General features: G+C 66.8%; 22 protein-coding genes. 7 read left to right on the forward strand and 15 right to left on the reverse strand.

Annotated features, from left to right (window positions below):
• Positions 1–672 precede the first annotated feature (672 nt).
• Genes K8Z61_RS11590 through K8Z61_RS11600 form a run of 3 tightly spaced genes read right to left on the reverse strand, consistent with a single transcriptional unit; the run spans position 673 to position 6,409 of the window.
• On the reverse strand, positions 673–2,517 hold the full coding sequence (locus K8Z61_RS11590; protein WP_224129656.1) for a hypothetical protein: 1,845 nt from the start codon (positions 2,515–2,517) through the stop codon (positions 673–675).
• A complete protein-coding gene (locus K8Z61_RS11595) occupies positions 2,510–5,017 on the reverse strand; it encodes a sensor histidine kinase (RefSeq protein WP_224129657.1) in 2,508 nt (835 codons plus the stop codon). The genes K8Z61_RS11590 and K8Z61_RS11595 overlap by 8 nt, the downstream gene beginning before the upstream one ends.
• A 9-nt stretch (positions 5,018–5,026) precedes the next feature.
• Complete coding sequence (locus K8Z61_RS11600) at positions 5,027–6,409, reverse strand: site-specific DNA-methyltransferase (RefSeq protein ID WP_224129659.1); 1,383 nt, start codon at positions 6,407–6,409, stop codon at positions 5,027–5,029.
• A 178-nt stretch (positions 6,410–6,587) separates the two neighbouring features.
• Here K8Z61_RS11600 and K8Z61_RS11605 point away from each other — a divergent pair, with 178 nt between their 5' ends.
• Positions 6,588–7,088 carry a hypothetical protein gene (locus tag K8Z61_RS11605; RefSeq protein ID WP_224129661.1) on the forward strand — a complete coding sequence of 167 codons (501 nt, stop codon included), beginning with the start codon at positions 6,588–6,590 and terminating at the stop codon, positions 7,086–7,088.
• 9 nt (positions 7,089–7,097) lie between these two features.
• On the opposite strand, the gene K8Z61_RS11610 is transcribed toward K8Z61_RS11605, so the two are convergent.
• The 4 genes from K8Z61_RS11610 to K8Z61_RS11625 all read right to left on the reverse strand — a co-directional run bounded on the left by K8Z61_RS11610 (position 7,098) and on the right by K8Z61_RS11625 (position 10,754).
• Complete coding sequence (locus K8Z61_RS11610) at positions 7,098–7,289, reverse strand: helix-turn-helix domain-containing protein (protein ID WP_224130048.1); 192 nt, start codon at positions 7,287–7,289, stop codon at positions 7,098–7,100.
• A gap of 151 nt (positions 7,290–7,440) precedes the next feature.
• Positions 7,441–8,406, reverse strand: a complete 966-nt coding sequence (locus K8Z61_RS11615; protein ID WP_224129663.1) for a hypothetical protein — start codon at positions 8,404–8,406, stop codon at positions 7,441–7,443.
• Between the two features lie 928 nt (positions 8,407–9,334).
• Positions 9,335–9,556 carry a hypothetical protein gene (locus K8Z61_RS11620; protein ID WP_224129664.1) on the reverse strand — a complete coding sequence of 74 codons (222 nt, stop codon included), beginning with the start codon at positions 9,554–9,556 and terminating at the stop codon, positions 9,335–9,337.
• A 769-nt stretch (positions 9,557–10,325) separates the two neighbouring features.
• The gene (locus K8Z61_RS11625; RefSeq protein ID WP_374227943.1) at positions 10,326–10,754 is read right to left on the reverse strand and encodes a helix-turn-helix domain-containing protein; all 429 of its coding nucleotides are present in this window, start codon (positions 10,752–10,754) and stop codon (positions 10,326–10,328) included.
• A 270-nt stretch (positions 10,755–11,024) separates the two neighbouring features.
• On the opposite strand from K8Z61_RS11625, the gene K8Z61_RS11630 reads away from it, so the two are divergent.
• Both K8Z61_RS11630 and K8Z61_RS11635 read left to right on the forward strand, forming a co-directional pair.
• Positions 11,025–12,389 carry a nucleotidyl transferase AbiEii/AbiGii toxin family protein gene (locus K8Z61_RS11630; protein ID WP_224129668.1) on the forward strand — a complete coding sequence of 455 codons (1,365 nt, stop codon included), beginning with the start codon at positions 11,025–11,027 and terminating at the stop codon, positions 12,387–12,389.
• A 15-nt stretch (positions 12,390–12,404) separates the two neighbouring features.
• The gene (locus K8Z61_RS11635; protein ID WP_224129670.1) at positions 12,405–13,610 is read left to right on the forward strand and encodes a hypothetical protein; all 1,206 of its coding nucleotides are present in this window, start codon (positions 12,405–12,407) and stop codon (positions 13,608–13,610) included.
• Between the two features lie 499 nt (positions 13,611–14,109).
• Here the strand turns inward: K8Z61_RS11635 and K8Z61_RS11640 are convergent, their stop codons facing one another.
• The 3 genes from K8Z61_RS11640 to K8Z61_RS11650 all read right to left on the reverse strand — a co-directional run bounded on the left by K8Z61_RS11640 (position 14,110) and on the right by K8Z61_RS11650 (position 15,302).
• The gene (locus K8Z61_RS11640) at positions 14,110–14,454 is read right to left on the reverse strand and encodes a helix-turn-helix domain-containing protein (protein ID WP_224129672.1); all 345 of its coding nucleotides are present in this window, start codon (positions 14,452–14,454) and stop codon (positions 14,110–14,112) included.
• A 92-nt stretch (positions 14,455–14,546) separates the two neighbouring features.
• Complete coding sequence (locus K8Z61_RS11645) at positions 14,547–14,900, reverse strand: hypothetical protein (RefSeq protein WP_224129673.1); 354 nt, start codon at positions 14,898–14,900, stop codon at positions 14,547–14,549.
• 180 nt (positions 14,901–15,080) lie between these two features.
• Positions 15,081–15,302: a hypothetical protein gene (locus K8Z61_RS11650; RefSeq protein WP_224129675.1), complete on the reverse strand. Its 222-nt coding sequence runs from the start codon at positions 15,300–15,302 to the stop codon at positions 15,081–15,083.
• A 217-nt stretch (positions 15,303–15,519) separates the two neighbouring features.
• Between K8Z61_RS11650 and K8Z61_RS11655 the strand changes: the two genes are divergently transcribed.
• Positions 15,520–15,693, forward strand: coding sequence for a hypothetical protein (locus K8Z61_RS11655; RefSeq protein WP_224129677.1), 174 nt, complete (start codon positions 15,520–15,522; stop codon positions 15,691–15,693).
• 50 nt (positions 15,694–15,743) lie between these two features.
• Here the strand turns inward: K8Z61_RS11655 and K8Z61_RS11660 are convergent, their stop codons facing one another.
• The gene (locus tag K8Z61_RS11660) at positions 15,744–18,524 is read right to left on the reverse strand and encodes a putative Ig domain-containing protein (protein WP_224129679.1); all 2,781 of its coding nucleotides are present in this window, start codon (positions 18,522–18,524) and stop codon (positions 15,744–15,746) included.
• 229 nt (positions 18,525–18,753) lie between these two features.
• On the opposite strand from K8Z61_RS11660, the gene K8Z61_RS11665 reads away from it, so the two are divergent.
• Positions 18,754–19,191, forward strand: coding sequence for an NUDIX domain-containing protein (locus tag K8Z61_RS11665; RefSeq protein WP_224129681.1), 438 nt, complete (start codon positions 18,754–18,756; stop codon positions 19,189–19,191).
• Positions 19,192–19,239: 48 nt separating this feature from the next.
• Here K8Z61_RS11665 and K8Z61_RS11670 read toward each other — a convergent pair whose 3' ends face one another.
• Genes K8Z61_RS11670 through K8Z61_RS11685 form a run of 4 tightly spaced genes read right to left on the reverse strand, consistent with a single transcriptional unit; the run spans position 19,240 to position 23,412 of the window.
• The gene (locus K8Z61_RS11670) at positions 19,240–20,211 is read right to left on the reverse strand and encodes an ROK family protein (RefSeq protein WP_224129684.1); all 972 of its coding nucleotides are present in this window, start codon (positions 20,209–20,211) and stop codon (positions 19,240–19,242) included.
• Positions 20,208–21,479, reverse strand: a complete 1,272-nt coding sequence (locus tag K8Z61_RS11675; protein ID WP_224129686.1) for a sugar ABC transporter permease — start codon at positions 21,477–21,479, stop codon at positions 20,208–20,210. The genes K8Z61_RS11670 and K8Z61_RS11675 overlap by 4 nt, the downstream gene beginning before the upstream one ends.
• Positions 21,476–22,324: an ATP-binding cassette domain-containing protein gene (locus K8Z61_RS11680; protein ID WP_224129688.1), complete on the reverse strand. Its 849-nt coding sequence runs from the start codon at positions 22,322–22,324 to the stop codon at positions 21,476–21,478. Before K8Z61_RS11680 ends, K8Z61_RS11675 begins: the two co-directional genes overlap by 4 nt.
• Positions 22,321–23,412: a substrate-binding domain-containing protein gene (locus K8Z61_RS11685; protein ID WP_224129690.1), complete on the reverse strand. Its 1,092-nt coding sequence runs from the start codon at positions 23,410–23,412 to the stop codon at positions 22,321–22,323. The genes K8Z61_RS11680 and K8Z61_RS11685 overlap by 4 nt, the downstream gene beginning before the upstream one ends.
• A 170-nt stretch (positions 23,413–23,582) precedes the next feature.
• On the opposite strand from K8Z61_RS11685, the gene K8Z61_RS11690 reads away from it, so the two are divergent.
• Both K8Z61_RS11690 and K8Z61_RS11695 read left to right on the forward strand, forming a co-directional pair.
• Positions 23,583–24,815: an ROK family transcriptional regulator gene (locus K8Z61_RS11690; RefSeq protein WP_224129692.1), complete on the forward strand. Its 1,233-nt coding sequence runs from the start codon at positions 23,583–23,585 to the stop codon at positions 24,813–24,815.
• Positions 24,816–24,897: 82 nt separating this feature from the next.
• Complete coding sequence (locus tag K8Z61_RS11695; protein ID WP_224129694.1) at positions 24,898–25,677, forward strand: M15 family metallopeptidase; 780 nt, start codon at positions 24,898–24,900, stop codon at positions 25,675–25,677.
• Positions 25,678–25,727 lie beyond the last annotated feature (50 nt).

The following is a 25,727-nucleotide window of genomic DNA, read 5'->3' on the forward strand; positions in this document are numbered from 1 at the left end:
GAAGGTTGATTCGTCGACAGGATCTCTCGCATGTCACGTCCCTCGAGGTACCAACCGAGTTACGTGAGCGCGCGGTGCCAACGGTGATCGAGTCCAGGCGGGACTACCCGCACGAGACCGCAGCGATCAGGTCAGTCGCAAGCAGGCTCGGGATCACCTCGACATAGTCACTCGGGAGATGGCTGCGTCAGGCAGAGATCGACGATGGTGTTCGACCGGTAAACCGCCGAAGGGCTCACTGAGATCAAGGCGATAAAAAGGAAAGTCAACGGGCTTCGGCGGGGCGAACGAGATCCTGAGACGGCCTCGGCTTTCTTGGCGGCCTCGACCGCCCCAACAGGCACTGATCGACTGCGTCGCCGATCAGAAGGACGAGTTCGGGGGGCAAGCCGATCTGCGGGTGCTGAACGAGCACGGCATCAAGATCGCCTCGTCGACCTTCTATGAGGCCGAGTCACGCCCCCCTCGCGCCGGCAAGTGCGCGACGCGGAGTTGCTGGCGCTGATCGGGGCTGAGAAACAGCGGCAGAAGCTCATCCGCTGCTTCGGTGCACGAAAGATGTGGCGGCACCTTCGCGCAACTGCCGCCGATGCACCTTCGCGCCTCAATCGAGTTTAGTCCAGCGCGTTCAGCCCGTCAGCGGAAAGGAAACGGGCCGATTCTCGCGCGCCATCACCCTCCGGATTCAGGTGTCACGATCGAGGCCACTAGCTCCGCCTCATCAGCTGGGCGTCCCTGATGATGAGTCGCTTGCACCAAGAGGGACCGCGTCGCTTCGTCATTGAGGTGTCCAACTCGGCGTAACCCGAAGGCGATCGAGCGCGAATCCAGGCTGATGGCCACGTTCACGGTCTGTTTTTCCATCCCGACCTTTGGTCCGATACAGCCCGTGACTCCCCTTACGATGAGCTCCGCACCGGAGCCAGTAGCCGATTCGAGGCCGGCATCGGCGGCCGCGTCAACCAGCGAAGCAATCTCGTTCTTGAGCAGCTCGAAATGCTTCGACCACGCCCACGAGGCTGCTGGCGGGCAATTGTCTGCTTGTCCAAATCGGCTATACCCGTCGGGATCGAAGACGCAAAGATCGAGGGCGAGCACCGGCAGATGCACGACCTCGCCGAGCTTGATGTGACGCGGCTTGTGGTCGAAGAAGGTCGCGAGTTTCACGTTTTCCGCACGATTCGCAACTTTCGCGTCGAATGACTTCACGCGGGCCAGGACCCAGTGGGCTGGTACGTTCTCGCCCCGCTTGCCCGTCCCTCGGACCATCACTTCGCACGGCTGCGCGAGCAGAATCAGGTGGTACTTGCTCTCTGGCTTCCTGCCTGCCAAAACCTCGTGGGGGTCGACGATCTGGAAGATGTCCCCGGGCTCGATCGGCTGAGCCAAACCCGCTAGATCAGACGCGCTATCGAACATCTCGGACGCTACGAGCCCGGCCACCTCGTCTTGATCAAGGTCACCTCCTGCGCTCGGGATGAGCAGCAGCGCCTCATGCAACGGGTCCAGCGTCGTAGCCGTCAGATCGTCGGCTCGTAGCGCTGCTGCAATCGCTCGGCGCATCACCGTCCGGAGTGGACGCATGAGGTGATCCGGTTCGTGGGCTCCCTCTGTGACCGCAGCCGCAAACATGCTCAGGAGCTGGAAGTCAGAAGTGCGACCGAGCAGCTCGACGGCTGCGTCGTGTCCTGCTTCAAGGGCCTGCCCCAGGACATGACGCAGACTGCCAAGATGCTGTCGCATCAACACCCCGAGCAATCGATGCGCGAATCTGCGGGGATCCTGCGAAAGTTGCGACTTGCTCAGCACAACAAAGGCGTTGCGGTCGAGATCGTTCGCTTCGGCGATCTCTTCCTCAAGACCCCGTTCGTCCGCCGCGGTCTGGGCTGAATGCGTTAAAAGACAGCATCGGAGGTCGCCTACTCCTTCGCCAGCGAGGAGATCGCCGACGATGCCATCGCCAGCATTGGTGGCGGCACCCTCTCGCGAAAAGTCGCGATCAACTAAAACCAAGGTGGTCACGCCGTCTGCCACGACGGCGCGGCCGCCAGCGGCCTGCCACTCGGCCAACGTCAGAGCCTGGTAACCGTGGTCGGCGAACAACGTCTCCAGCGCCGGTCGACTCGACACGTCAGTCACGTCCTCGGGGTCCACGACACCCGGCGTCTCGTCCTCGACTTCTGAAAGCACGCAGAGTTCCGTCAGGCGGGACTCTGCGGCCAAGGGAAGGTCACCCCGCACGACGTCGACGGCAGCATCAATCTCCAGCACCTCACCGTCGGCATCCATGAATAGGTCGCGCAGCACTGGGTCATCAACGAGGTCTGTAAGTGGCAACGCTGCCGTCTGAATCCGAGCAACGACTACTGCGGGGTCGAAAGGGACTTCCTCATCATTGAGAACATGTTCGTCGTCGATACTGATGACGCGTTCTACACCCAGTAGATCGAGTACAGAACTGACCGCCATCCGCACGCTCTCAGTATCGTTTGGCAGTTCCTCGGCTGGCTCAGTCACCACTCGGCTGCTCCGTCGTCAGGCGGCTGAATTCGATGTGAAACTCTCGTCGGCGACCGTCATCTCCGCGCGCTGGCGAAAGCTCAATAGTGGCGCCCTCGGGTTCGAGGAGTTGGCGGACGATGAAGAGCCCAAGGCCCCGGCCGTCGCCACGCTTACTAGATATGAACGGCTCAAAAATCAGGCCCTCGAGGTTGGGGTCGATGCCGGGTCCGCTGTCGGCGATCGCGAGGAATGGCCGCTCAATCGAAACGAGGACGGACCCTGAGTGGCGCGATTGGTTGATCCAGTATTCGCTATTCAATATCAGGTTATCGAGCACCTGTGAGAGTCGGCCCGGACTGATGTCGACAACAAAGTCCTCGACAACACCGACGCTCATTCGGATGTCGTACCCGAGGTTCGCCCAACGACTGGCGAAGTGCTCAGATACTTCTGCTAGGAACGTTGACATCGTGACCGCCTGACGCCGTTCACGACGATAACGAAGCGCGGGATTCAGGTGCGCAATCTGACGTGTAAGGGCGGAGGTCGCCGACATGACGTGCTCGGCGTAGGTACGAACCGTCAGCTCATCGACAGGTGACTTCAACCGACGTAGCAACCCTTGCGTGCGCTGTCGCAAGCGATCGACGACCTGACTGACCTCGTGCGACAAGGCTTCGGCGGTCAATCCCAGCGCCACCGTCTCCCACGCCTCGGCCAACTGTGCTTGAACGGTGTCGAACTGCTCGCGAATTACGACCAGCGCATCCCGCTGCCGTTCGTATGACTTACGCATTCCGTCGATGTCTGCTGACAGGTGGTTGATCGTGCCGAGGAACTGGCGGAGTTGGTCAGCCGCTTGCGCGAGTTGCTCCCGATCACCCGGGAACAGTGACTCCTCGGACTCAAGTTCGCGCCCTTGAGCGGTTTCGAGCGCTTGTTCCACCGTTTTACGGGTCTGATCGAGGCTCGACAGCAGCTTATCGACCTGCGCCCGCTGCTGCTCGGTGTGTTCAATCAAGACTGTCGGACTCGGCTCCACCTCTCCGCCGACTGATGCAGCGGTGAACTCCGCCAGATATTCGTTGAAGCTGCGCCGCAGAAACGTTTGAACCGACTCCGTGAAGCGCCGCCACCGCTCCATGATCGCCAAGAAGCTCCGGTACGCGAGGGTGTCGCGGAATTGCTCTCGACTGCTCGTCTCCTCGAGTGCAGGGTTTCCCGCTGCCGTCAGATCGATAAAGCCGATGATGTTCTCGGGTCGCAGGTTGTAGAACGACGCGCCCGACGACCACCGCGACGCTAGGTCGAGCCAGTCCTTCGAGATGGGGATGCCGAAGCCGTCTCGGTAGATGCGGACGCCGTTTATTTCCTTAACGAAGGTGCTGTAGTCACGGGCTGAATTGAACACGTCGGGCACGTCGTCGCGCAGGCGCACCATGTCGACCTCACCCGCAAACGGCCCAGGGTCAACCGGCACCCCGTCCTCACGCGCTACGCCGTCGATGTCCATAAGGGGGAACCGTCCGCTAAACCGAACGAAGTGGTCGTCGCTGGCATGCAGAGTGAAGCTCTGCACCTGATCAGCCTTGCGGTCCAGAAGCCATGCCAGGAACGCGGCGCCACCGTCTTGGGCCATGGCACGATCAAACGTCGCGCGTTTGTCAGCGCCGCCCCTGTCTGGCCGGAAGTAGTCCTGAGTGGCCGAACCATGGACCATCAAGACTTGGTCCTTATAATTCAGTTCGTAGCGGAGCATCGCGTTGGACCGCACCGCGGTCGGCCGCTCCAACAGGTCGATCGGCTGACCATCGACGTTCAGCGTCAAGCTGAAGCCACGCTTGCCAAAGGGCGAGATCATGGCCGATAGCCGACGCTCAAGATCTCGCAATGCGTCACCACGCCAGTGCCCGAGGTCCCGAAGACCACGAATCGTCAGGGTCGTGCCATGGGCGTTCAGCGGTGCCGATTCGCTCGTCAGCTTGAACCGAACACTGTCGAGACGTTCCGCAGATTCGTACTGATCCCACGGGATGCTTAACCGGTGCGCCACGCCGCTGCCCTGAACCACCGTGTAGAGGTCGACAACGCGGCCGAGCCGCTGGGTTCCCAGACGGCCGAGACCCTTGTCGCCAACCGGCGTTCGCCCCTTCTCGGTCATGCCGTTGCGACGCTTGAGCTCGCGCTTGGGGCTGCCGGAGACGGTCAACCACGCCTGGACGATTTGCTCGCGTGACATGCCGGTGCCGCGGTCGATGACCGAGATCGCTCCTCGAAGCAGTTCGGCACCATTCGCATCCGGGTCAGTGACCTCGCCGCCGTCGGCCGTGGTGACGATCTGGGTATCCACAGAGATCCGAGCTGTGGCACTGTCCGCGTCGTAGGCGTTCTTAGCCAGTTCCACCAAAGCCTGGACGTCGTCCTGAATCATCTCTTCGCCAAGCCGAAAGACGACAGATGGATGGACTGAAAGGGTCAGCCCATCGATTGGTCCGTCATGCTCCGCTCCGCTCACGATGACACACTATTGGTAAGTAGCGTAAGCCTGCGGAGCGGCGCCGTCCGCGCCACCCTGAAGCACCAAGATGGATTCCGTGCCCATGGTTGCAACGCTGTCATTGCGAATCGCCATACGCTTCCGCCCGTTCGGGATCGAGCGCGTGAGCGTCACGACCTCCGAGCAACCACGAGAGGCGGCCAGCTCAGCGACGATCCGCGTCGTCGGGACACGGTTCCCAGAGATGCTGCGCTCTCCGAGGGTCCAAAACTGGAACGCCTTCGGACGCAGCTGACCGTTAATCTTCTCCATCGCCTCGTCAAGATCGCACACGAAGGTCGCGAACCGCCTCAGCCCATCACCCGGCAGGTCCGTGAGCAACTTGGCTGTGGCGCGCACGGAGTCGGACCGTTCCATCAACGCACTGAGCCGCTCCGCGAGATCTGATGGAGCATGTCCTCCGAGGCTGGCGGCGTCCGTTCGATAAGGGCTGTCAATCAGCTGCTCCAGTTGATCCTGACCATCGAGGTCAGCGGGGTCAATCCAGCGCAGAGGCAGATACGCGTACTGGCCGTACGGCACGGTGGTGCGGTTGTCGCCGTACGGGGGTGAGGTCATAAGGACGTCGGCTTGATTCGGCGACGGAGCGAGTTGACGTACATCGGCTCGTCGGCAGTCGATAGCACCCCTGTAACGGCCGCCCACCTGCAGCAGGGAGGCTTTGGCGAGAGCCGCCCGCTCGACGGACGCCGCGGCGACGTTGTCGGCAGCGATCTGCTTGAACTCGGCCAGCGCGTCCAGATCGCGAGCCGCGAGTGTCTTTTCGTCATAGACGTGCAGCTTGAAGGTCGAGGTCCGGGAGTTGCTGACCTGCCGCACCGTCGCGGCGAGACACACCCAAAAGAATCGGCGGACATCGGAGCCTGGCAAAGCGCGAATGGCACGATGCAACCGCGTGAGCTGGACGGCGACATCCTCGGGGAACCACTTGTCGCGACCACGGAAGTCCAGGCGATCGGATCGAGCATCGTCGATGGCCGCATCGATCACGGACTCCAAGGACCGACGGAGTGTTGACTCTGACAGGGGGCGCGCCTTCACTCGGAGTAGCAACACCGCCAGCGGGTTGATGTCCGTTCCACGGAAGTCAAGCCCACGCAACATCGACTCGGTGAGCACGGTCCCGGATCCGGCAAACGGGTCGAACACAGTGCCACCGTCTGGCTCTACGGCAAGCCATGCATCGAGCAGCGCAGCCTGCACTTGGGGCACCATCATTGCCGGATAGTTGAAGAGGGCATGCCCCATCGTCCTTCGGCTGTTGGTCGCGAACGTCCAGAAGTCTGGGTCGCCAGCCATCGGGGCGATCAGCAGCTCGCGCAGGTCATCGGGTGCTGACGGGCTCGCCACGGCATCCTACCTCGCTCCTCGACCAGGTCACAGCCGCGGTGGCCTAGGCCTCCGCGGCTGCAGGTAACTGACTGCCCATCCGTGTTCAGGTGCAGGCACTGCGAGAGTACCAACCCAAGTCCAGTCTGGGCGGGATATTCCCCTGCCACCAGCACGTGTCGCAACTAGCGTCAGGCAGGTGCGAGTCGATGCGTTCGGTGTGCCAGACACCCTGCTGGGTCCATTGCCGGACGAGTTCTATGGGGCTGTCGGGCGCATCATCTGCTTGTCCGCACTCCTAGAGAACAAGATGCTCTCGCTGTATCAGGCGTTGACGGGCTCGCAGCAGGATGAGCACACCCGCCTACCGCTATCTGAGTTAGTCAATCGCTGTTCGGCGGTCGTGTCCGCCGCCGGACCAAGCGACACTCGGGACCGCATGAGCACATACCTCGTCCTTGTCGATTCAGCCACAAAAGATCGGAACGACTACGCGCACAACTTGTGGCCGGCGCAACCGGACGGGCAGTTCTTCGGCTGGCGCCCCGGGCGCGCCACAAGAGCCTCCGACAACGAAGACCAGATGACGAGCAAGAACTTCGCGGACCTCCAAGGCACGATCGACCTGCTCGTTGCCTCCCTCGCCGAGTGGCCACACTGCTTCGCGCTTGTTTCGGGAACTCCCGACGAGTTCAGATAGGACGGCGTCTTAGGGCGGGGTGAGTAGGTCCAGCGGCTGAAGTTGGAGCGTGATCGCGATTCGCTCGACGCTCTTGAGAGACAAGTTGCGTTCGCCCCGCTCCAGGCCCCCTACGTAAGTGCGGTGATAGCCCAGGAGGTCAGCGAACGCTTCCTGCGACAACCCGCGGGCACTGCGGTAGCGCCTGAGGTTCTCCCCCATTGCGCGTTGCAGGTCGCCCTCAGCCACGACTCAAACCGTGGCGGACCGCTACTTGAGGGTCTACAGACTTATAAGTAGCATCAGGTGTTCCGACGAGCGATGGAGGTAGCAGTGAGCGGTGGTTCCTGGACGTACGACGAGCGCGTCAGCTTCAAGCAACGGGCGTGGACGGCCCTCGATGCGGCGCTGGCGACCGTGAGGTCTCTTCGGCGGCGAGAGTCCACACGAAGGTGAAGCCGGTGCCGGCCTGAATCCAGCCGGGTATATCAATGGTCAGCTCCCTGCCATCTGCTTGGGCGGGGAGCTGACTCACGTATGGGCGCCTACTGGTGGGCACCATGTCAGTCACGCTCATGCGCGAGATGTCGGCCGAGGAGTAGTCCACTTGGACAGAGACGCCCCTTGCCGGCTGGGCGATCGCGAGGAACAGGCGATGGTTCGCGGGATCCGCAATGGTCCGATACGTGTGGCGCACCCGGACGGGTCGTTGTTCGCGAACGATGTCGTCGCCGATCGAGACACTGTAGGTCTGCCCAGACTTGCGTTGCAGGCGCCTCACCGGACGCTCCTCACCATCAACGCTGAAGGCGAGCAGTTCGAAGCTTGACGGGTCGCTCGGGTCGAAGCCGGGGCGGGGCGTCATGAGCCAGGTTGAGGTTCCCGGGACGTCGGTGACGAGCTCATGGAACTCATCAAGGTCGCCGGTGCAGGCGAAGCGTTGTACCGATCGACTGGGCACGACGGTGTACTCCCAAGAGACTAGGATACCCAGCCGTGAGACGTCAGCCCGGTGGTCCCGGTCGCCGGAGGAAAGTCGAACTTTCACTTCAACGTCGTACCAACGCTCCGGTGTCCGAACCGCCTGGTCGCGGATGTCTTCATAGACTTCCTGCGCGAAACGATCGTCTCCCAGCCGGAGTGAAAGAGCATTGGCTATAAGCTGATCGAGCGTGGCGTCCGTCGCAACACCGCGCATATTCTCCGGGCTGTCCGTGAATCCTGCAACGACAGCGTCTCGGAATGCCGGCGCTGACTCACTCAGTAGTCGACGAATGCGTTCATCCTCACGCATCTCTTTGTCGCGGGCATCAGCGAAATCCCATGCGATTCCAAACATGCCTGCCGCTGCCAAGGTTCCACCGATCTCGCCGATGGGTCAGAACGAAAGCCATTGCCAACCACCCCGGAGGTCAACGTACTTCGAGAAACTGAGCAGCGCTACGCCAAGCATGAATGATGCGAGCGCAACAAGTACTACCTTCAAGTGATAGATCCGGGCGAGTGGGTTGTCATTCGAATTCATACTGCTTAGGTATTATGAGGCAAATGACCAGTTGTGCCAACTGGCATTCCGATCGACGTAGTAGATTTCAACCGGGCAAGCCCGCAGACTACTAAGCGCCAGCCTCCCAATCCCGGCTCCGCGACCGAACAGTTCCCCGGGCGTACGGTAGACCAGATTCACTCTCGCGATACCCGCCATAGACGGTCCTTGGTTGCAGTCAACTGGCGGCGAAGCTCCTCGGACTCGCTTGACATTGCCACCAGCCGGCTGACCAGGAATCCACCAACAATGGCGACGATGCCAGCGGACGATTGTGCGGGCGTCGCGAGGAGCGGGCCGGGATCACTCATAGATCGAGTCCGTGAGCCCTTGCCAGCAAGTTCGCCGCATGTGGATGACCGCGCTCTTGCAAGATCGGAATCCAGACGTGCATAGGCGGAGTATTGCTTTGATAGTGCGGTCCTGGTCCAGTCCGAAAGCCCGCCACCAGGTCCAGAACTGAGACCGCAACCGGGACCACCGGACAACCCGCCACCCGGGCCAGAGCTCAGCCCCCCGCCTGGGCCTGACGACAGGCCACCGCCCGGGCCACTGCTGAGTCCTCCTCCTGCTCCTGATGACATACCACCACCGGGTCCTGATGACATCCCGCCGTCCGGGCCTGTCGATGCACCATCACCGGGACCGGTTGAGAGACCACCGCCCGGTCCCGTGCTAAGTCCACCGCCAGGTTCGGTTCAACGATCACGTGGCCACGGCATCAGAGATTATCTTTCAGCCACTTGCCACCTCTATCGGTGAACCCGAACCATGCAGCGGCATCTCCGGTCACATCAATCACCAACAACTCGTCGTTGCTGTCGATCAAGCCGCTATTAACCAACTCGTCGCGAAGCCCAGTCGCCGACTTGTTCGTCTTCACCAGCCAAGTGCTGTCGAGGTGGTGCCACCATGCGCCTTGGCTCTTGATCAGCTCGATCAACTGATCATACTTTTGCCCCTTTGCGTTGAGATCATACCCAACGAGTAGCGTGTTCATACGCTTTCTCCCTCCGCTCGCCGCAGCAAGCCTTTAGTCAATTTGGTTTGTCTTTTCCCACCCGTGACTGTTGGTGTTTGCCAGGCATTCTCTGTGACCCTTAGGTCCTCATGGGTGTCCGCACGTCCTCGTAACCGTGCGCTCTTCATTAGAGTTGATGTAAGGCTGATTGCATTTTACTGCTTTCCGCTTGAGCTTAGCAAGCACAAGCGATTGGATACTGTTTTCGTAATCAATGGAGAGCAAAGTCATACCAAGAACAATCAATCCCAAATATCTATAGCATCACCATGAGTTGAGGCAGCTCTACCTCAGGTTTCCAGAAACCTTCATCGTGCTCAGCCCAACCAACCAGTGGGTCGTTCACGACCACTACTAAACCCAAAGCGCCGCGTCCGATAAGCAGGTCCTCCTCGAGCGAGACTGTCTGAATAGGGAACGGCCGTCACTCCCCCAGGCTGCCGGCAAGGCCTACCACCAGCTGCGCCGCTGCTTCCAGATCGCCAGTCACTACGGCCAAGGCGACCCACTGCGCTTCGTCCGAGCGCTCATGAGTCTGACCGCTTCAGACCAGGCTCTCCTGAACGGCGACCGGGATCTCCGTCCACGCGCTCGTGTGGCCAGTGCCGGACATCGAGTTGCTCACCCAAGCACGAATTTGCATCGCCGAGGCGACGCAGTCTGTCATCTCCGACGACATCGATCAGGCTGCCTAGCCCCGCAGCCCGGATGACCGCCACCCAGGCGCCCGCAGCTCAACGCCGAGCTTCTTCAGCTGCCGCCCTACCGTGCTGGCGTACACCCCAAGTCGCTCACCGATCTCAGTCGTCGTTAGACCCGACTCGTATAGCTTCACGATCTCCTCGAGCTGCTTCTGCGTCAGGCGCTGCCGCGTCCGCACCAGCACCCCCGCCTCAACCAGCACCGCTCGAATCGTCTGGTGATGCAGTCCGTGTTCCGCCGCTAGCGCCTTCACGGTCTCACCGGCCACGTAGCGCTCGACCATTCGCTCGCGAAGCTCGGCCGTCTGTTTCCCTAGTTCAGAACGAGTTTGTGGTCGATCCGCCAGCTCCGCAGGAGAGTCGGAAGCCGTGGCTAACTGGGGTGGATCAAAGTTGGAAAGACTTGAGACTAGGTGCACCAAATTCTACTAATATTGTAGACATTCACCCCTGTTAGTTACGTCCAACTCGCAGCCTCCGGTACACGGAGGCTGTTGTCATTCTTGCAAGCGCCGACATAGCCACCCCTGTTGGGAGTTTGACTCCAGTCAGGTCGATTTGGCTCCGGTACATGATTTTGAGCCACATTCGGAAGATCACGACCCCTGAGCGTTGTACCGGTCCTGTTGTGAATAACGCGTCGCACCTGGGTCTTCCTGCTGTCATACTGTGACTAGAGGAGTTGTTAAATGATCAGTAAAGACGAGTTGCTCGCACAAGCCGCAGTGTTCGACCTTAACGAGGCGGACGTTCAACGCGATTATCTCTTTGGATGGCTCATCTCGGGCATCTTTCGAGAGTCAGAGCTCGCCGACCATGTGGTTCTGAAGGGCGGCAACGCTCTACGCAAGGGCTACTTCCCGGGCACCAGGTTCTCCGACGACCTCGACCTGACGAGCGAGCAGGGCATCGGGGCTGAGCACCTCCTCGAACAAATGAACGGGGTATGTCGGTTCGCCGAGGCGCAGACGGGAGTTCGCTTTGATATCGATCGCAACCGCGTCACCAACGAGCGAATGATCGATGAGACCAAGCGTCTGTTCAAGCTCAAGCTGTACTTCAAGGACTTTATCGGTGCACAGGACCACATCACACTGAGCATCCGCATGGACGTGTCTGAGTTCGACCGCCTTCACCTTGCTCCGCAGACCCGGCAACTCATTCATCCTTACTCGGACTCGGACGCTTGTGCCGCCGAGATTCGATGCATTAAGCTCGAAGAGGCACTGGCCGAGAAGATGAAGTGCCTGCTACAGAGGCGCTACTGCTACGACCTCTTTGACCTCGTCTACTGCGCGTTTGTCAGTCAAGACATCGAGATCGACCGCCGGGAGATGCTCGATGTCTTCCTGCGCAAGACCGTCTTCAGTCGCAGTCCAGGTTCAGCTCGTGCCTTGCTGCTGGACCTGCCCCTTGACCTGTTTCGCGGCTACTGGGGCAAGGTCCTTACGCCGAAAGCCAGCCGCTTCTCGTTCGACGATGCGGTTGCCCAGCTGCGGACTGGTCTCGACTCAATCTTCGGTACCAGCGGCTCTCAAGCACTTGCAGCCTCTGCCGCGTTCTTCCCGTCCCGATGGCGGAACATCATCCTGCAGGCTGGTAGTGAGCAACGCCTGCTGCGCATGACCTACAACAACGCGACCCGACTAGTCGAGCCGTACTCCTTGGACTACAGGGTTCGCAAGTCTGACGGTGTCGGCCAGGAGTACTTCTTCGGCTACGACACCACTGGCGGTCGGTCCAGCGGACCCTCGATCAAAAGCTTCCTACACCAAGGCATCCAGGACATGGTGATCGAAGATGAGAAGTTCGAGCCTCGGTTCCCGGTTCAGCTCAGCAAGTCGGGTGACAGCGACCGGGCCGCTTACTTCGCCGGCACGCGCTCGACGTCAACGCGACGCTCGTCGACCTCAGGACCAAAGCACCGCGTGCAATGTCCTTACTGCAGCAAGACGTTCACGCGAAAGGTGCGAACCACAGCGCTCAATCCACACATGGACCGGTTTGGTAACCGCTGCTACGGGCGGCGCGGAATGTACCTCGGGTACTTCTAGGAGACGAGGACTGAGATGCGCTTCCCATCCACGCCACAGATCGAGCAGGAGATCGCACGAGTCCGTTCGCTGACACGCGACCTACTCGCTGGCTACGTAGCTTGGGGCCCCGAGCTCAAGTATGGCGACACCTACCAGGCGGTCTACGGTGACGTGTTTGACTTCGTGAACTTCCGCATGGAGTCCGTCGAGAGTTGCCTGACCCTGCTCGACGACAGCAAGGTCTCCGACTCGCTCGCGCTCTGCCGAAGTCTGCTCGAGAACTACATGGTCTTCGCGCTGATCTGCCGCGGGCGCAAGTACGTCATGGTCCAGGATCTGACCTCTCTCGATACTGAGAAGTTTAAGGAGGAGCTGGCAAAGGCCGAGGCAGCTTGGCAGAAGAGCGCGACAGACGGGACCACCTCGCTGATCGCGGTTCGCAAGTACCCGGACGCGAACCGGCATATCGAGTACGTCTACGACGACATCCGGTTCGACGACGGTGAGCCCGCACCAGTGTCCATTTACTATTTCCATCTCGATGAGTTCAACCCGGAGGCTATGCGGCTTAAGGATGAGGACTATTTCGAGTACTACCCGATGCCACCTGACGTGCGCCGTAGCGACGCCAAGTATCGCCGCGAACAACTCGCGCGCTACCGCTACATTCTGTCCTACGACAGCCTCAAGCGATCGCTACATCTGAACGGTCTGCTCGACCGCGCCGCGCTGCTTCGGTTGGAGGCGCATTACACATTTCTCGGCCAGTACCTCCACCCGACCAAGGGCGCCATGCGCCGCCTGCGCAACGACGACAATTGGTACGACGGTCGTCCTCAGATCGGCATGGACCGCTCATACCGGCAGTCGGCCGAGCTTCTGGCCAGCGTGTATGTCTTGCAGCTTGCGATCAGCTTCATCGAAGAGATTGTGAACTACTTCGATGCGCAGCCGAAGCGGGACGTGGTGTTCTCGGGGACGACCCACCTTCACGAGCTTCTGGACGATGCAAAGTCATCAACGTCCTACTTCTGGTTCTTAACTAACGAGCCGTCTGAATGGGATCGCTACAACTGGTGTGTCCACTTCGCCTCGAAGGAAGACATCGAGTCGTGGGGTGGCTACCTGAATTCGCCCACTGAAGACATCAAGTTCAACAAAAGCATCTTGGGCAATCTCGAAAGCGCGCTACGACGAGTATCGAACGTCAAAGCCGGCGACTACATCCCGCCGATCTAGGCCTCATACTGCCTCCACTAATCGGAGACCAGTCATGCCAAGAACAACAGATAACGAATATTTGCAGCGCCGTCGAGACGTTCGGCAGCTCTGGTCCAGATTCTCAGAAACCTTCATGGTCCTCAGCCCCACCGACCAATGGCGCGTCCACGACTATTACCAAACCCAGAGCACCGCGACAGATGACCAACTGCTCCTCGAGCGAGACAGTCTGAGCAGAGAAGGGCCCTCACTCCCCCAAGCCGCCGGCAAGGCCTACCACCAGCTCAACCGCTGCTTCCAGATCGCTAGCCACTACGGCCAGGGCGATCCACTGCAATTCTTTCGAGCCATCATGGCGCTGACCAAGTCGGAGCAGGCGATGCTCAAGCAGGAGACCGGCATCTCGATCCACTCACTTCGTCAGACCAGCACCGGACATCGAGCAGCTGACCCGGGCATTCATCTCTATCGCCGAGGCCCAACGGGAGGCCACCGACCAAGACCTCGACCAAGCGGCCTAGCTTCGCTCGTCTGCTGGCCGCCACCCGGGCGCCCGCAGCTCGATGCCGAGCTTCTTCAGCTTGCGCCCAATCGTGCTGGCGTAGACACCGAATCGCTCACCGATCTCGGTCGTCGTGAGTCCTGATTCGTACAGCCGCACGATCTCGTCGACGTCACCCTCGGCGAGTCGCTGCCGCGTCCGCACCATCGCGCCAGCCTTCGCCAGCACTGCCCGAACCGTCTGGTGATGCAGCCCATGCTCAGCTGCGAGCGCCTTGACCGTCTCGCCAGCTGCGTAGCGAGTGACCAGCTGAGTACGTACCTCGTCGGCCTGTTTCTGCAGGTCAGCTCTGGTTTGCACCTGCTTCGTCTCGGCCGCCGAGGCTCCGGGAGTGCTTGTTAACTGGGGTGGTTCAAAGTTCGAAAGACCTGAGAAGAGGTGCACCCGCGGCGTCACGCGCCCGCGGCGCCGTCCGGATCCTCCCCCGCGGTCGAGGCGTCCGGCATCACCACCACCCCGCCGAAGCGGGCCTCGTCGATGCGGAACGGCCGCCCGTCGATCAGCACCCGGTGCCCGTCGGTGACCTCCGCGCAGATCTCGCCGGTCGACCGCCCGACATCGTCGACGTAGTGCGCGACGAATCCGCCGCCGAACCCGGTGTTGAACCCGGCGACCCGGCGTCCGGTGCCCGGCTCGACCGCGCGGGACTCGCAGTCACCGCAGACCCTCCCGCGGTATCGCGGGGAGCCGAGGTCCTGCACGGCGCCGCACACCGGACACGGTGAGACGAGGGGCTCCTCGCTCACCGAGGCGTCCCTGGGACGTCGACCAGCAGGCTCATCGAGCGCTCCCGGGGCGCGGCCCGATCGGCGTCCGGGTGTTCGGGGCCGTGCGGACCATGGGCTCCTCCTGCGTTCGTGGGCGCGGGGAGGTTTGCCCGATGGCCGCCGCGTCGAAACGTCGGAGGCACCGGGCGGCGCGACGGGTCAGAGCAGGCCGACGACCACCAGGACGGCCGCGACGACGGCGGCCCACACGGCGAGGTTGAGCGCGACCACGACGAGGAGCAGGGCGAGCGTCACGCCGTCCGTCCCGGCGTCGACGGCGAGCGGGGCGGCGTCGCGGCGCCCGGCCGGGGCGTCGTCGACCACGAGCCGCAGGGGGCTGCTCGGGGACGGAGGGATCGAGGGCAGGGGCTGGGGAGGCATCTGAGGAGTCCTTTCGCCGGGGCGCGCAGTCGACCCGGTCGATTCCACAACGAGCACTACGGTCGACGGTGCCGCGCGTCCGGTATCCGGTCTGGACCAGTTCACACCCGTCCACCCGCCTCCGCAGGCGGCGCGGAGCCGGTCTGTGGCGCAGAACACGGGCGCGGACCCCCCGACCGGACGTTTCCTCCCCGGCTCACGCGGGAGGCTGACCCCCATGGGGTTGGGGAGCCACTTCGGACGGATGCGTCGCGCACGACGCTGCCGACAGCGCTACGGGTACGGCAACTGCCCGCACCGGGAGCGGCACAGCCCCGGTCCGGTGCCCCAGGAGTCCACCGACATCTGGTACGCCGCGCTGCGCGACGAGCACCGCGACGACCCCCGCTGACCGGCGCTGACCGGCGCCGACCGGACCCTGCCCGGCTCCGCGCGGCCCCGTCAGCCGGCTCCCAGGGCGTAGACGCGGGTGGCCGTCCGGCCCTCGCCGTCCCTGGCCTGCACGGTGACGGGGCCGGTGCCGGGTGCCGACGGGATCCCGGCGAGGACGCCCGCGGACGACAGCGTCAGGCCGCTCGGCAGGGTGCCGTCGACCACGCTCCAGCTCACCGCGCCGTACCCGCCGCTGGTGCGCAGGACGGTCGAGAGCGCCCGTCCGACCGTGACGGCGGGCAGGGTCGCGGTGGTGACCGTGAGGACGGCGCGCGGCGTGATCCGCGCCGTCACGACGACCTGGCGGCCGTCGGCGTCCCGGATCGTCACCGGCACGCTGACCGCGGCGGCGGTCGTGGGGGTGCCCGAGAGCGTGCCGCCGTCGAAGGACCAGCCCGCGGGCGGCTTGGCGCTCAGCTGGTAGGGCCCGGTGCCGCCGGAGGGGACGACCGTGGCCGAGGCCGCCGTCCCGACCGTGGCGGCCGGGGCCACGACGGTGGCCGTGAGCGCGGGGACGACCCGCACCGCCCAGGTGGCCGTGGCGGTCGCGCCCGTGGCGTCGCGGACCGCCGCCGTGACGCTGAGGTCGCCGACGGCGAGCCCACGGGCGGTGAGGCGGCCGCCGGCGTCGATCGTGACGCCGGGGGGCAGGTCGACGCCCGACCAGGTGTACGGCCGCGTGCCGCCGATCGCCGCGAGCGGCACCGTGGTGACGGCGCCCGCGACCAGCGAGCCGTTGCTCGGCAGCCCGGTCGTCGCGACCCGCACCGGGCCGCTGACGGCCAGGGTGAACGTCGCCTCGCGCGGACGGCCGTCGGCGTCGACCACCCGGACGCCGAACGTGGCGACGTCGGCCTGCGTGGGCGTGCCGGTGATCTCCCCGCTCGCCGAGACCGTGGCCCAGTCCGGCGCCCGCAGCGTCGTGACCGTGTAGGGCGCGACGCCTCCGGTGAGGCGCAGCGTGCCCCGGTAGGCCACGCCGGTCGCGGCCGTCGCCGGCGTCGGGGCCGCGACGGTGGGCGGGGCCGCGATCCGCAGCGCGAGGTCGCGGGTGGCGGTGAGGCCGCGGGCGTCGGCGACCTTCACCGACACCGTGAACGACCCGGCCGCCGAGGGGCGGCCGGCGAGCACGCCGGCGGGGCTGAGCGTCAGACCGGCGGGCAGGCGTCCGGACGCGAGGCTCCAGGTGACGGCGCCGGTCGCCGAGCTGGCGAGCGTCGCGGAGTACGGGACGCCGAGGGTCGCCGCGGCCAGGCTGGTCGTGCTGACCACCGGGGCGTCGCTGTAGGTGCCGCCGAGCCGGAGCGTGTAGGTGCCGAGGGAGCCGTAGTCGCTGAAGGCGGCCGTCCCGGTGCCCTCGACGGTGGCGTAGTAGGTGCCGGCGGGCAGCGCGAGCGCGGTCAGGGAGGCGCCCGTTCCGCTGACGACGCTGGGGCCGCCGACGACGAGGTCGGGATCGCTCGTGGCGATCTGCGCGCCGGTGGAGTCCAGGACGCGCAGGGTCGCGTCGAGGTCCGGGGCGACGGGGCTGGTGTCGACCGAGACGTCCACGCTGGCCGGCGCGGCCAGGGTGAAGGAGAAGGCGTCGACGTCGGCGCCGGTGGCGATCACGCCGGTGCGACTGGGACCGGCGACGGCGTCGCCGAGCGCGGTGGCGGTGGCGGGGGTGTCGCCGTGGTCGTCGGCCCGCGTCGTCGCGCCGTGGCCCTGCATGACCGCGAGGGCGTCCTGCTGGTTGTTGGCCCCGGCGTACTCGCCCCGGGCCCACTGGCTGAGCGGCTGGTAGTAGCCGACGCCCATGATCGGGGCCCATCCGTTGGCGCCGCCGTAGTAGCCCTGGCTGCTCGTGCCCTGGTGGGTCAGGCCGAGCGTGTGGCCGGCCTCGTGCGAGACGGCCTCGGCGATGTTCTTGGCGCTGTAGCCGAGGCCGCGGGTGAACGCGAAGGCCGGCTGGTAGTAGTCGTGGTTCGTGTAGTCGTCGAGCACCCCGAGGTAGGCGACGCCGCCGCAGCCGCACCTCGACTGGCCGACCGTGTCGTTGGTGATGACCACGCGGGTGCCGTAGGCCTGGTCGGCGGCGCTGGTGCGGTTCAGCGCGTCGGCCGCCGGCTGCTCGGTGGTGACGTCGACGTCGAAGGGGGCGTAGTCCTCCGCCACGATCGCCCACACGTTCTGGAGCACCACCTTCTCCGCGTCGGAGAACGCGGGGGTCGCGTCCATGCTGAACGCCGGGAGGGCGACGGTGGCGGCGCCGCCCCACTGGCCGGCGTTCCAGGCGGTGTTCGTCAGCGTGAAGCCGTCGGCGTCGAGGTAGATCGTGCGCGGCGCGCCCGGACGCGAGTGCAGCTGGAAGGTCGAGCCCAGCGGCGCGACGGGATCGGTGGTGGTGGTCGCCGCGCCGGCCGGGACCGCGTCCGCGGGCTGCGGGCCGAGCACCGGGTCGGCGACGCGGTCGAGGTAGAACGCCTTGCCGCAGCGGTCGAGCCACAGCTCGTCGGGCACGCCGGCGGACGCCTCGTCGGCGGCCGCGGCCTCGACGCTGGCGGTCAGCTCCGCTGCGTCGCCCGGGTTCGCCGGCTGGTCGGGGATCGGCGTGCCTGCGGCCTCGAGGGCCGCGGCCGGCGTGGGCTGCGCGAGCACCGGCGCGCAGGGCGCACCGGTCGCGGCGGAGGCCGGCGGCGCTGGGACGCCGAGCGCGGCGACGCCGGGCAGGAGCAGGACCAGACCGGCGAGGGTGCGGCGCAGCGGCGCGACGCGGCCGGCGGGGTGCGTGGATGACGTGGGGTGCATGGGGGCTGCTTCCTCACCTCGGGCGGCTTCCTGCCGCCGGGCCTGGAGGTGTCGTGGCTCGTCCGTGAACGGGGGGACCTCCAGGGTGACGCGACGACGGCCCCGGCGTCATCGGGAGCGGCGCGGAAATGGCCGAACGGACAGCCCGGAGTGGTCCTGCCGGGCCCCGGGGGATCCCGCACGCCCCTGCCGCTCGGGCCGGCCCGCACGCCGGGGCTAGCCTGCCGGCATGCACCGCTTCGGCTCCGTCCTGCCGGTCGACGCCCGCGGCTGGCTGCTGCTGCAGGAGCGGGACGGCCACGCGCGCATCGACCCCGACCGCTGGGGCCTCTGCGGGGGCCACCTCGAGCCCGACGAGGAGCCGCTGGACGGCGCGCTGCGCGAGCTCGCGGAGGAGACCGGCGTCCGGCTGCGCCCCGACGACCTCGTGCCGCTCGCGGAGGAGCCGGTCTTCCACGAGGCCTACGGCACCTGGGACACCGCGTGGGTGTACGCCGCGGCGGTCGACCTGACCGACGCCGACGTGCACGCCACCGAGGGACGGCGGATCGTGTTCGTCGACCCCGAGCGGGCCCTCGGTCTGCCGCTGAGCCGCCTCACCGGGCAGGTGCTGCCGCGGTTCGTCGGCAGCGCGCTGCACCGGCGGCTCGGCGTCGAGCGCGGCTGAGCCGGCCCAGGCTCGGGAAGGGGCTCGGGACCGCGCCCGGGACGCGGCTCAGGACGCGGCGCGGGCGAGCGCCGCCGCGCCGACGATGCCGGCCTCGGCGTGCACGGTGCTGGCGACCAGCCGCGGCAGGTCGCGGTGACTGCGGCCGGGCAGGGCGCGCTCGAGGGCGGCGCGGGCGGCCGGCAGGTAGAGGTCGGCCTCGGCGGCCAGTCCCCCGCCGACCACGACGGCCGCGGGGTCGATGACGGCGCACAGCGTCGCGACGCCCTCGCCGAGCCAGCGGCCCAGATCGGTGACGAGCTCGCAGGCCAGGGGGTCGCCGGCCCGGGCGGCGGCGATCACGCAGCGTCCGCTGACCAGCTCGACGGACGCGGGATCGCCCTGCGCCCGGTGGGCCAGCAGGCCGGCGGCCTCGTCGGGACGCTCGACGACGGCGCGCCGGGCGCGACGCGTCAGGGCGCCGCCGGAGACGTACTGCTCCCAGCAGCCCCGCTGGCCGCAGCCGCACGGCTCGCCGTCGGGGACGACGCGCAGGTGGCCGAGCTCGGCGGCCATCCCCTGGCTGCCGCGGAGCAGGCGGCCCTGGGAGACGATCGCGCCGCCGAGGCCGGTGCCGAGCGTCAGGCAGACCAGCTCGCGCACGCCGCTGACCTCGCCGAAGCAGAACTCCGCCCAGCCGGCGGCGTTCGCGTCGTTCTCGACGACGACCGGCAGCCCGGTGAGGGCCGCGAGGCGTCCGCCGAGGTCGTGGTCGCGCCAGGCGATGTTGGGCGCGAACCGGACGGTCGCGGCGTCGCCGGCGACGAAGCCCGCGGCCGCGACGCCGACGGCGCTGACGGCCTCGGACCCGCCGACCCGGCGGCCCAGGCGGGCCACCAGGTCGGCGATCGAGGCCTCGATGCCGCCGGGATCGGCGGCGGGGGTGTCGACCCGGTCGTGCACCAGGACGACCCCCGTGGCGTCGACGACGCCGGCGGAGATCTTGGTGCCGCCGACGTCGACGCCGATGGTGTGGGTCATCCTCGTCCGCTGCTCGAGCGGGCCCGGCGCGAGACCGAGTCGATAGCCACGGCCAGCAGCAGCACCAGACCGGTGACGACGTAGCGCACGGAGGCGTCCACGCCGATCAGGTTGAGGCCGAACTGGATCGAGGTCAGCACGAAGATGCCGAGCAGCGCCGACCACGCGGAGCCGCGACCGCCGAAGAGGCTGGTGCCGCCGATGACGGCCGCGGAGATGGCGGTCAGGTTGGTGTCGGTGCCGCCCGAGGACTGCGAGACCGACGTCAGCTGGCCGGCGGCGAGCAGACCGCCGAGCGCGGCGAGCACGCTGCAGGAGACGAAGACCGAGATGTAGACGCGGTCGACCTTGATGCCGGCCCGGCGCGCCGCCTCCTCGTTGCCGCCCACCGCGAAGACGTGCCGGCCCCAGCGGGTGCGGCGCAGCGCGAGGTCGACGAGGACGACCAGCACGACGAAGAGGATCGTCAGGTACGGGATGCCCCGGTCGATGCCCAGGTAGTACGCCGCGTAGAGCAGGCCCGCCAGCAGGGCGACGGCCTTGACCGCGAGCAGCGTGAGCGGCTCGGTGGACAGGCCGGCCGCGCGACGTCGACGCCACGTGAGCAGGCGGGCGCCGACGTAGAGCAGCACCGCGAGCGCCATGAGGCCGTAGGCGGCGCCGCCGGTGACGAACTTCTGTCGCGCGAAGACGATCAGGCCCGAGGTCGGCGGCAGGTTGACGCTGCCGTTCTCGCCGAGCGTGCGCAGCTGGAGGCCGAGCAGCGCCAGCAGGCCCGCGAGGCTGATCACGAACGACGGCACGCCGACCTTCGTGTACAGCAGGCCGTAGACCAGGCCGACGGCGACGCCGGCGCCGATGGCGGCGGCGATCGCGATCCACAGCGACTGCGCGTGGTAGGTGACCAGCACGGCCATGATCGAGGCCGACAGGCCCGACATCGAGCCCACCGACAGGTCGATCTCGCCGAGCAGCAGCACCAGGACGATGCCGAGCGCGATGATGCCGACCGGCGCGGCGAACTGGGCGATGCTCACCAGGTTGCGCGAGGAGAGGAAGGTCTGCGCCTGGGTCTGGAAGACCACGGCGATGATGACCAGGCCGACGACCACCGGCAGGCTTCCGAGCTCGCCCGAGCGCACCCGGCGGACGAACGCCAGGACGGCGCCGACGAGGCCCTGCTCCTGGATCAGCCGCTCGTCGAGCAGGTCGGCCGGAACGCCGGCCGCGGTGGGGTCGGCGACGGGATCGGTGACGGGCGCGCTCACGCGGGGTCTCCCTTGTGCAGGCCGACGGTGGCCGGCTCGGCGGTCTCGGTCTCGGTCGCCCGGCGCTCGGCGCGACGGGTGACGGCGTTGTCGGACGCACCGGTGATGGCGGCGACCAGGTCGGCCGTCGAGGTCTCCGCGGTGCGGAACTCGGCGGCGTTGCGCCCCAGGCGCAGCACGACGATGCGATCGCTCACCTGCTGCACGTCGGCCATGTTGTGGCTGATCAGGATCACGCCGAGGCCCTGCTCGCGCAGTCGCTCGACCAGGTTGAGCACCTCGGCGGTCTGGGCGACGCCGAGGGCGGCCGTCGGCTCGTCGAGCATGACGACCTTGGGCGCGCCCACGAGGCTGCGGGCGATGGCCACGGTCTGCCGCTGGCCGCCGGAGAGGCCGGCGATCGCGATCCGCACCGAGGGGATCTTGGCGGAGAGGCTGCGCAGCAGCCGCCACGCCTCGGTCTCCATGGCGACCTCGTCGACGAACCCGCCGCGGCGGATCTCCCGGCCGAGGAACAGGTTGGCGACGACGTCGAGGTTGTCGCAGAGGGCGAGGTCCTGGAAGACCGTCGCGATCCCGAGGTCCTGCGCGGCGGCGGGGCCGTCGATGGTGACGTCGCGGCCGTCGAAGCTGATGGTGCCGCCGTCGGGCTGGTAGACGCCGGACATCACCTTGACCAGCGTCGACTTGCCCGCGCCGTTGTCGCCCACGAGGGCGACGACCTCGCCGGCGCCGACGTGGAAGTCGACGTCGGTGAGGGCCTGCACGGCACCGAACCGCTTGGAGACACCCCGGAGCGCGAGGACCTCGCGCTCCGGGGCGACCGCGACTGCGGAGTGGCTCACTTGATGCCCAGGGTGTCGCAGAACGACTTGTAGTCCGCGGTGCAGATGTCGCTGGCGGAGTAGAAGCCGTCCTTGACGACGGTGTCGGCGATGTTGTCCTTAGTGACCACGACCGGGTCGAAGATGAAGGACTTGACGCCCTGGAAGTCGGTGGTGTCGCCGACGTCCTCGCCCTTGGCGACCGCGACCGCGACCTCGGCGGCCTTCTCGGCCTCGGTCTTGATCGACTTGTAGATCGTCATGAACTGCTCGCCCGCGGCGATGCGCTGGATGGCGGCGAGCTCGGCGTCCTGGCCGGTGATCGGCGGGAGGTCGGTGGCCTTGACGCCCGCGCCGGTGAACGCGGCGATGACGCCGCCGGCCTGGCCGTCGTTGGCGGCGTAGACGCCGGCGATCGTCGACGGGTCGTGCTTGGTGAGCTGCGCCGTCGTGAACTTCTGCGCGTTCTCGGGGCTCCAGTCGGGGTTGTCGTACTCCCCGCCGTCGAAGATCTTGACGCCCGAGGCGTCGATGATCTTGTGCGCGCCGCTCTTGAACTGGGCGGCGTTCGGGTCGGTGGGGGCGCCGTTGAGCATGAGGATGTCGCCCTTGTTGCCCAGGGCGTCGACCAGGGACTGCGCCTGCAGCTCGCCGACCCGCTCGTTGTTGAACGACATGTAGTAGTCGGCGCCCTCGATGAAGCGGTCGTAGGCGATGACCGGGATGTTGGCGGCCTTGGCGTCGGAGACCATGCCGGTGGCGCCCTTGGCGTCGACCGGGTCGAGGACGATCGCGGCGACCTTCTGCGTGATCGCGGACTCGACCTGCTGCTGCTGCTTGGCGGGGTCCTGGTCGGCGTTGGCGTAGGTGACCGTGCAGTCGCCGCACAGCTCCTTGACCTTGGCCTCGAAGAGCGGCTTGTCCTGCGACTCGTACCGGGTGGTCTTCGTCTCCGGCAGCAGCAGGGCGATGGTCTTGCCGCCCCCGCCCGAGGCGGCGTCGCCGCCGTTGCCGGTGCTCGAGTCGTTGGCGCCACAGGCGCTGAGGGAGCCGAACGCGATGACACCGACGGTGGTGCCAAGCGCGAGACGACGGATGGCTCGTGCCACGTGGGGTCCTCCTGTTTCGTGGGCGCCGACAGCGCCTCGGTGGCATGGAGTGTTGCCCGTCACAGGTTTGTCGTCAAGAGATGAATGCAAAACCGTGATCTTCCGGCCTAGGCCAGGTTTTGCTCCTGACTCTTGACGGAGACCACCGTCACACCCCTACAGTCCCCGGCATGACCTCGGCCCCCGTCACCCCGGCGCATCCGCCTGCGCGCGGCGACGTGGCCCCCGGGTCGACCTCGTCGCTGCGCGGCGCCAACCAGCGTCGGGTGCTCGCGGTGCTCCAGGCCGCCGCCGGCGCCGAGGCGCTGAGCCAGGCGGCGCTGGCCCGCGAGACCGGCCTCGCCCCGGCGACGGTCTCCAACATCGTCCGCGACCTCGCGGCCGCCGAGCTGGTCGAGACCACCGTCGGCGCCGGACGCCGCGGCACCACCGTGCGCATCGCGCGCAGCGCCGGCCTGGTCGCGGGCATCGACATCGGGCACCGCCACGCCCGGGTCGTCGTCGGCGACCTCACCGGCGAGGTGCTCGCGCACGACCGCCGTCCGCTGGGCGCGGCGCACCCGAGCGAGGAGGGGCTCGACCTCGTCGCCGCCATGCTCGAGGGCCTGGTCGCCGATCTCGGACGCGAGACCGACCCCGGCCCGCTGCGCTCGATCGGCTTCGGGCTGCCGGCCCCCATCGCCCGCACCTCCGACGGCCGCGAGGTCGTCATGGAGTCGGCGATCCTGCCCGGATGGGTCGGGCTCGACGCGCGCCAGGCCGCCCAGGAGCGGTTCGCGACGCCCGTCCACGTGGAGAACGACGCCAACCTCGGCGCGCTGGCCGAGCACACCCGCGGCGCCGGCGTCGGCCACGGGACCATGGCCTTCGTCAAGGTCTCCTCCGGCATCGGCTCGGGCCTGATCATCGGCGGCGAGCCCTTCCGCGGCTCGCTCGGCACCGCCGGCGAGATCGGCCACCTGACCCTCGACGAGCAGGGCCCCATGTGCCGCTGCGGCTCCCGCGGCTGCCTGGAGGCCTACGCGTCGGTCGGCTCGATCGAGACCCTCCTGGCCGAGCGGCTGCCCGAGGCCACCTTCGACGAGGTGGTGGCCGCCGCCGCGGACGGCAACGTCGTCGCGGCCCGGGTCTTCGAGGACGCCGGCCTCCACCTGGGCTGGGGCCTGGCGATGCTGGCCAACCTGGTGAACCCCAGCGCCATCGTCGTGGGCGGCGACCTCGCCCGGGCCGGCGACCTGGTGCTCGACTGGGTGCGGGTGGGCCTGCGGCGTCACGCCCTCGCCTCGGTCGCCCAGGACACCGTGGTGTGCGCGAGCACGCTCGGCGACCGCGCGTCCGCCATCGGGGCGCTGGCGCTGGCGGTGCGCACGGTCGAGCTGATCCCGGCCGGCGGCATCGGCTGAGCGTCCCGGATTCCGGGGATCGACCCCCGGCCCTGCACACTGGACGCCGTCCCCCGCCGTCGCCTGCCACCGGAGGTCCAGCATGCACCAGCGAGGCGTCCTCGCCTGGTGGGCCGGAGCCGTCGCCGTCCTCGGCCTGCTCGTCGTCGGCGGCCCGCTCGCGCACCTGCTGACCTCTCCCCCGCCCGCCCTGGTGGCCGAGGCGCTGCCGGCGCAGCCCGGCACGACGCCGGTCGGCGAGGTGGCTGCGCTGCCCGCCGCCGAGGCCTCGCCCGGCGCCGGCGTCGGCTCCTCCGCCCGCCGCGGCGCGGCCAGCGGGTCGGCGGCGCCCCTCGGCTCCGACGGCGGCACGTCCGCACCGCAGCCCAGCGCTGCGCCGACCAGCGGGGTCGGGCGCACCTGGCTGCAGGGCAGCGCGCTGAGCCAGCGGATCGGTGGCTACTCCTACCGCTGGTACGACGACGGCCACATCGAGCCCGACCCGGCCTGGGTGCGGGCGAACATCCGCACCGAGGCGGTGCCGATCCTGGGGCAGGTCACCTGCCACCGGCTGATCATCTCCCAGCTGCGCGCCGCGCTGACCGAGATCCAGCGCGAGGGACTCGCCCCGCTGATCCGGCCCGACGAGTACGCCGGCTGCTACAACCCGCGGTTCATCGACCGCGACCCCTCGCGTCCGCTCTCGCTGCACGCCTTCGGCATCGCCTTCGACCTCAACACCCGCACCAACGCGCTCGGCACCGCCGGCGACATGGACCCGCGCATCGTCGCGATCATGCAGCGCTGGGGCTTCGCGTGGGGCGGGTACTGGACCTCCCGGCCCGACCCCATGCACTTCGAGCTGTACGCGCTCAAGGGCTGACGCCGCGTCCGGTCGTCCGCGTCGTGGGCGCCGGCCGCCCCCAACGCTTG

This window comes from Nocardioides sp. TRM66260-LWL (genome assembly GCF_020075545.1).
GTDB lineage: Bacteria > Actinomycetota > Actinomycetes > Propionibacteriales > Nocardioidaceae > Nocardioides.

Bases quoted from the DNA above. Each gene is read 5' to 3' on its own strand.
- K8Z61_RS11610 (WP_224130048.1), bottom strand. From the start codon at position 7,289: ATGGGGGAGAACCTCAGGCGCTACCGCAGTGCCCGCGGGTTGTCGCAG.
- K8Z61_RS11615 (WP_224129663.1), bottom strand. From the start codon at position 8,406: ATGTTTGGAATCGCATGGGATTTCGCTGATGCCCGCGACAAAGAGATG.
- K8Z61_RS11630 (WP_224129668.1), top strand. From the start codon at position 11,025: ATGATCAGTAAAGACGAGTTGCTCGCACAAGCCGCAGTGTTCGACCTT.
- K8Z61_RS11635 (WP_224129670.1), top strand. From the start codon at position 12,405: ATGCGCTTCCCATCCACGCCACAGATCGAGCAGGAGATCGCACGAGTC.
- K8Z61_RS11650 (WP_224129675.1), bottom strand. From the start codon at position 15,302: ATGCCTCCCCAGCCCCTGCCCTCGATCCCTCCGTCCCCGAGCAGCCCC.
- K8Z61_RS11655 (WP_224129677.1), top strand. From the start codon at position 15,520: ATGGGGTTGGGGAGCCACTTCGGACGGATGCGTCGCGCACGACGCTGC.
- K8Z61_RS11660 (WP_224129679.1), bottom strand. From the start codon at position 18,524: ATGCACCCCACGTCATCCACGCACCCCGCCGGCCGCGTCGCGCCGCTG.
- K8Z61_RS11665 (WP_224129681.1), top strand. From the start codon at position 18,754: ATGCACCGCTTCGGCTCCGTCCTGCCGGTCGACGCCCGCGGCTGGCTG.
- K8Z61_RS11670 (WP_224129684.1), bottom strand. From the start codon at position 20,211: ATGACCCACACCATCGGCGTCGACGTCGGCGGCACCAAGATCTCCGCC.
- K8Z61_RS11690 (WP_224129692.1), top strand. From the start codon at position 23,583: ATGACCTCGGCCCCCGTCACCCCGGCGCATCCGCCTGCGCGCGGCGAC.
- K8Z61_RS11695 (WP_224129694.1), top strand. From the start codon at position 24,898: ATGCACCAGCGAGGCGTCCTCGCCTGGTGGGCCGGAGCCGTCGCCGTC.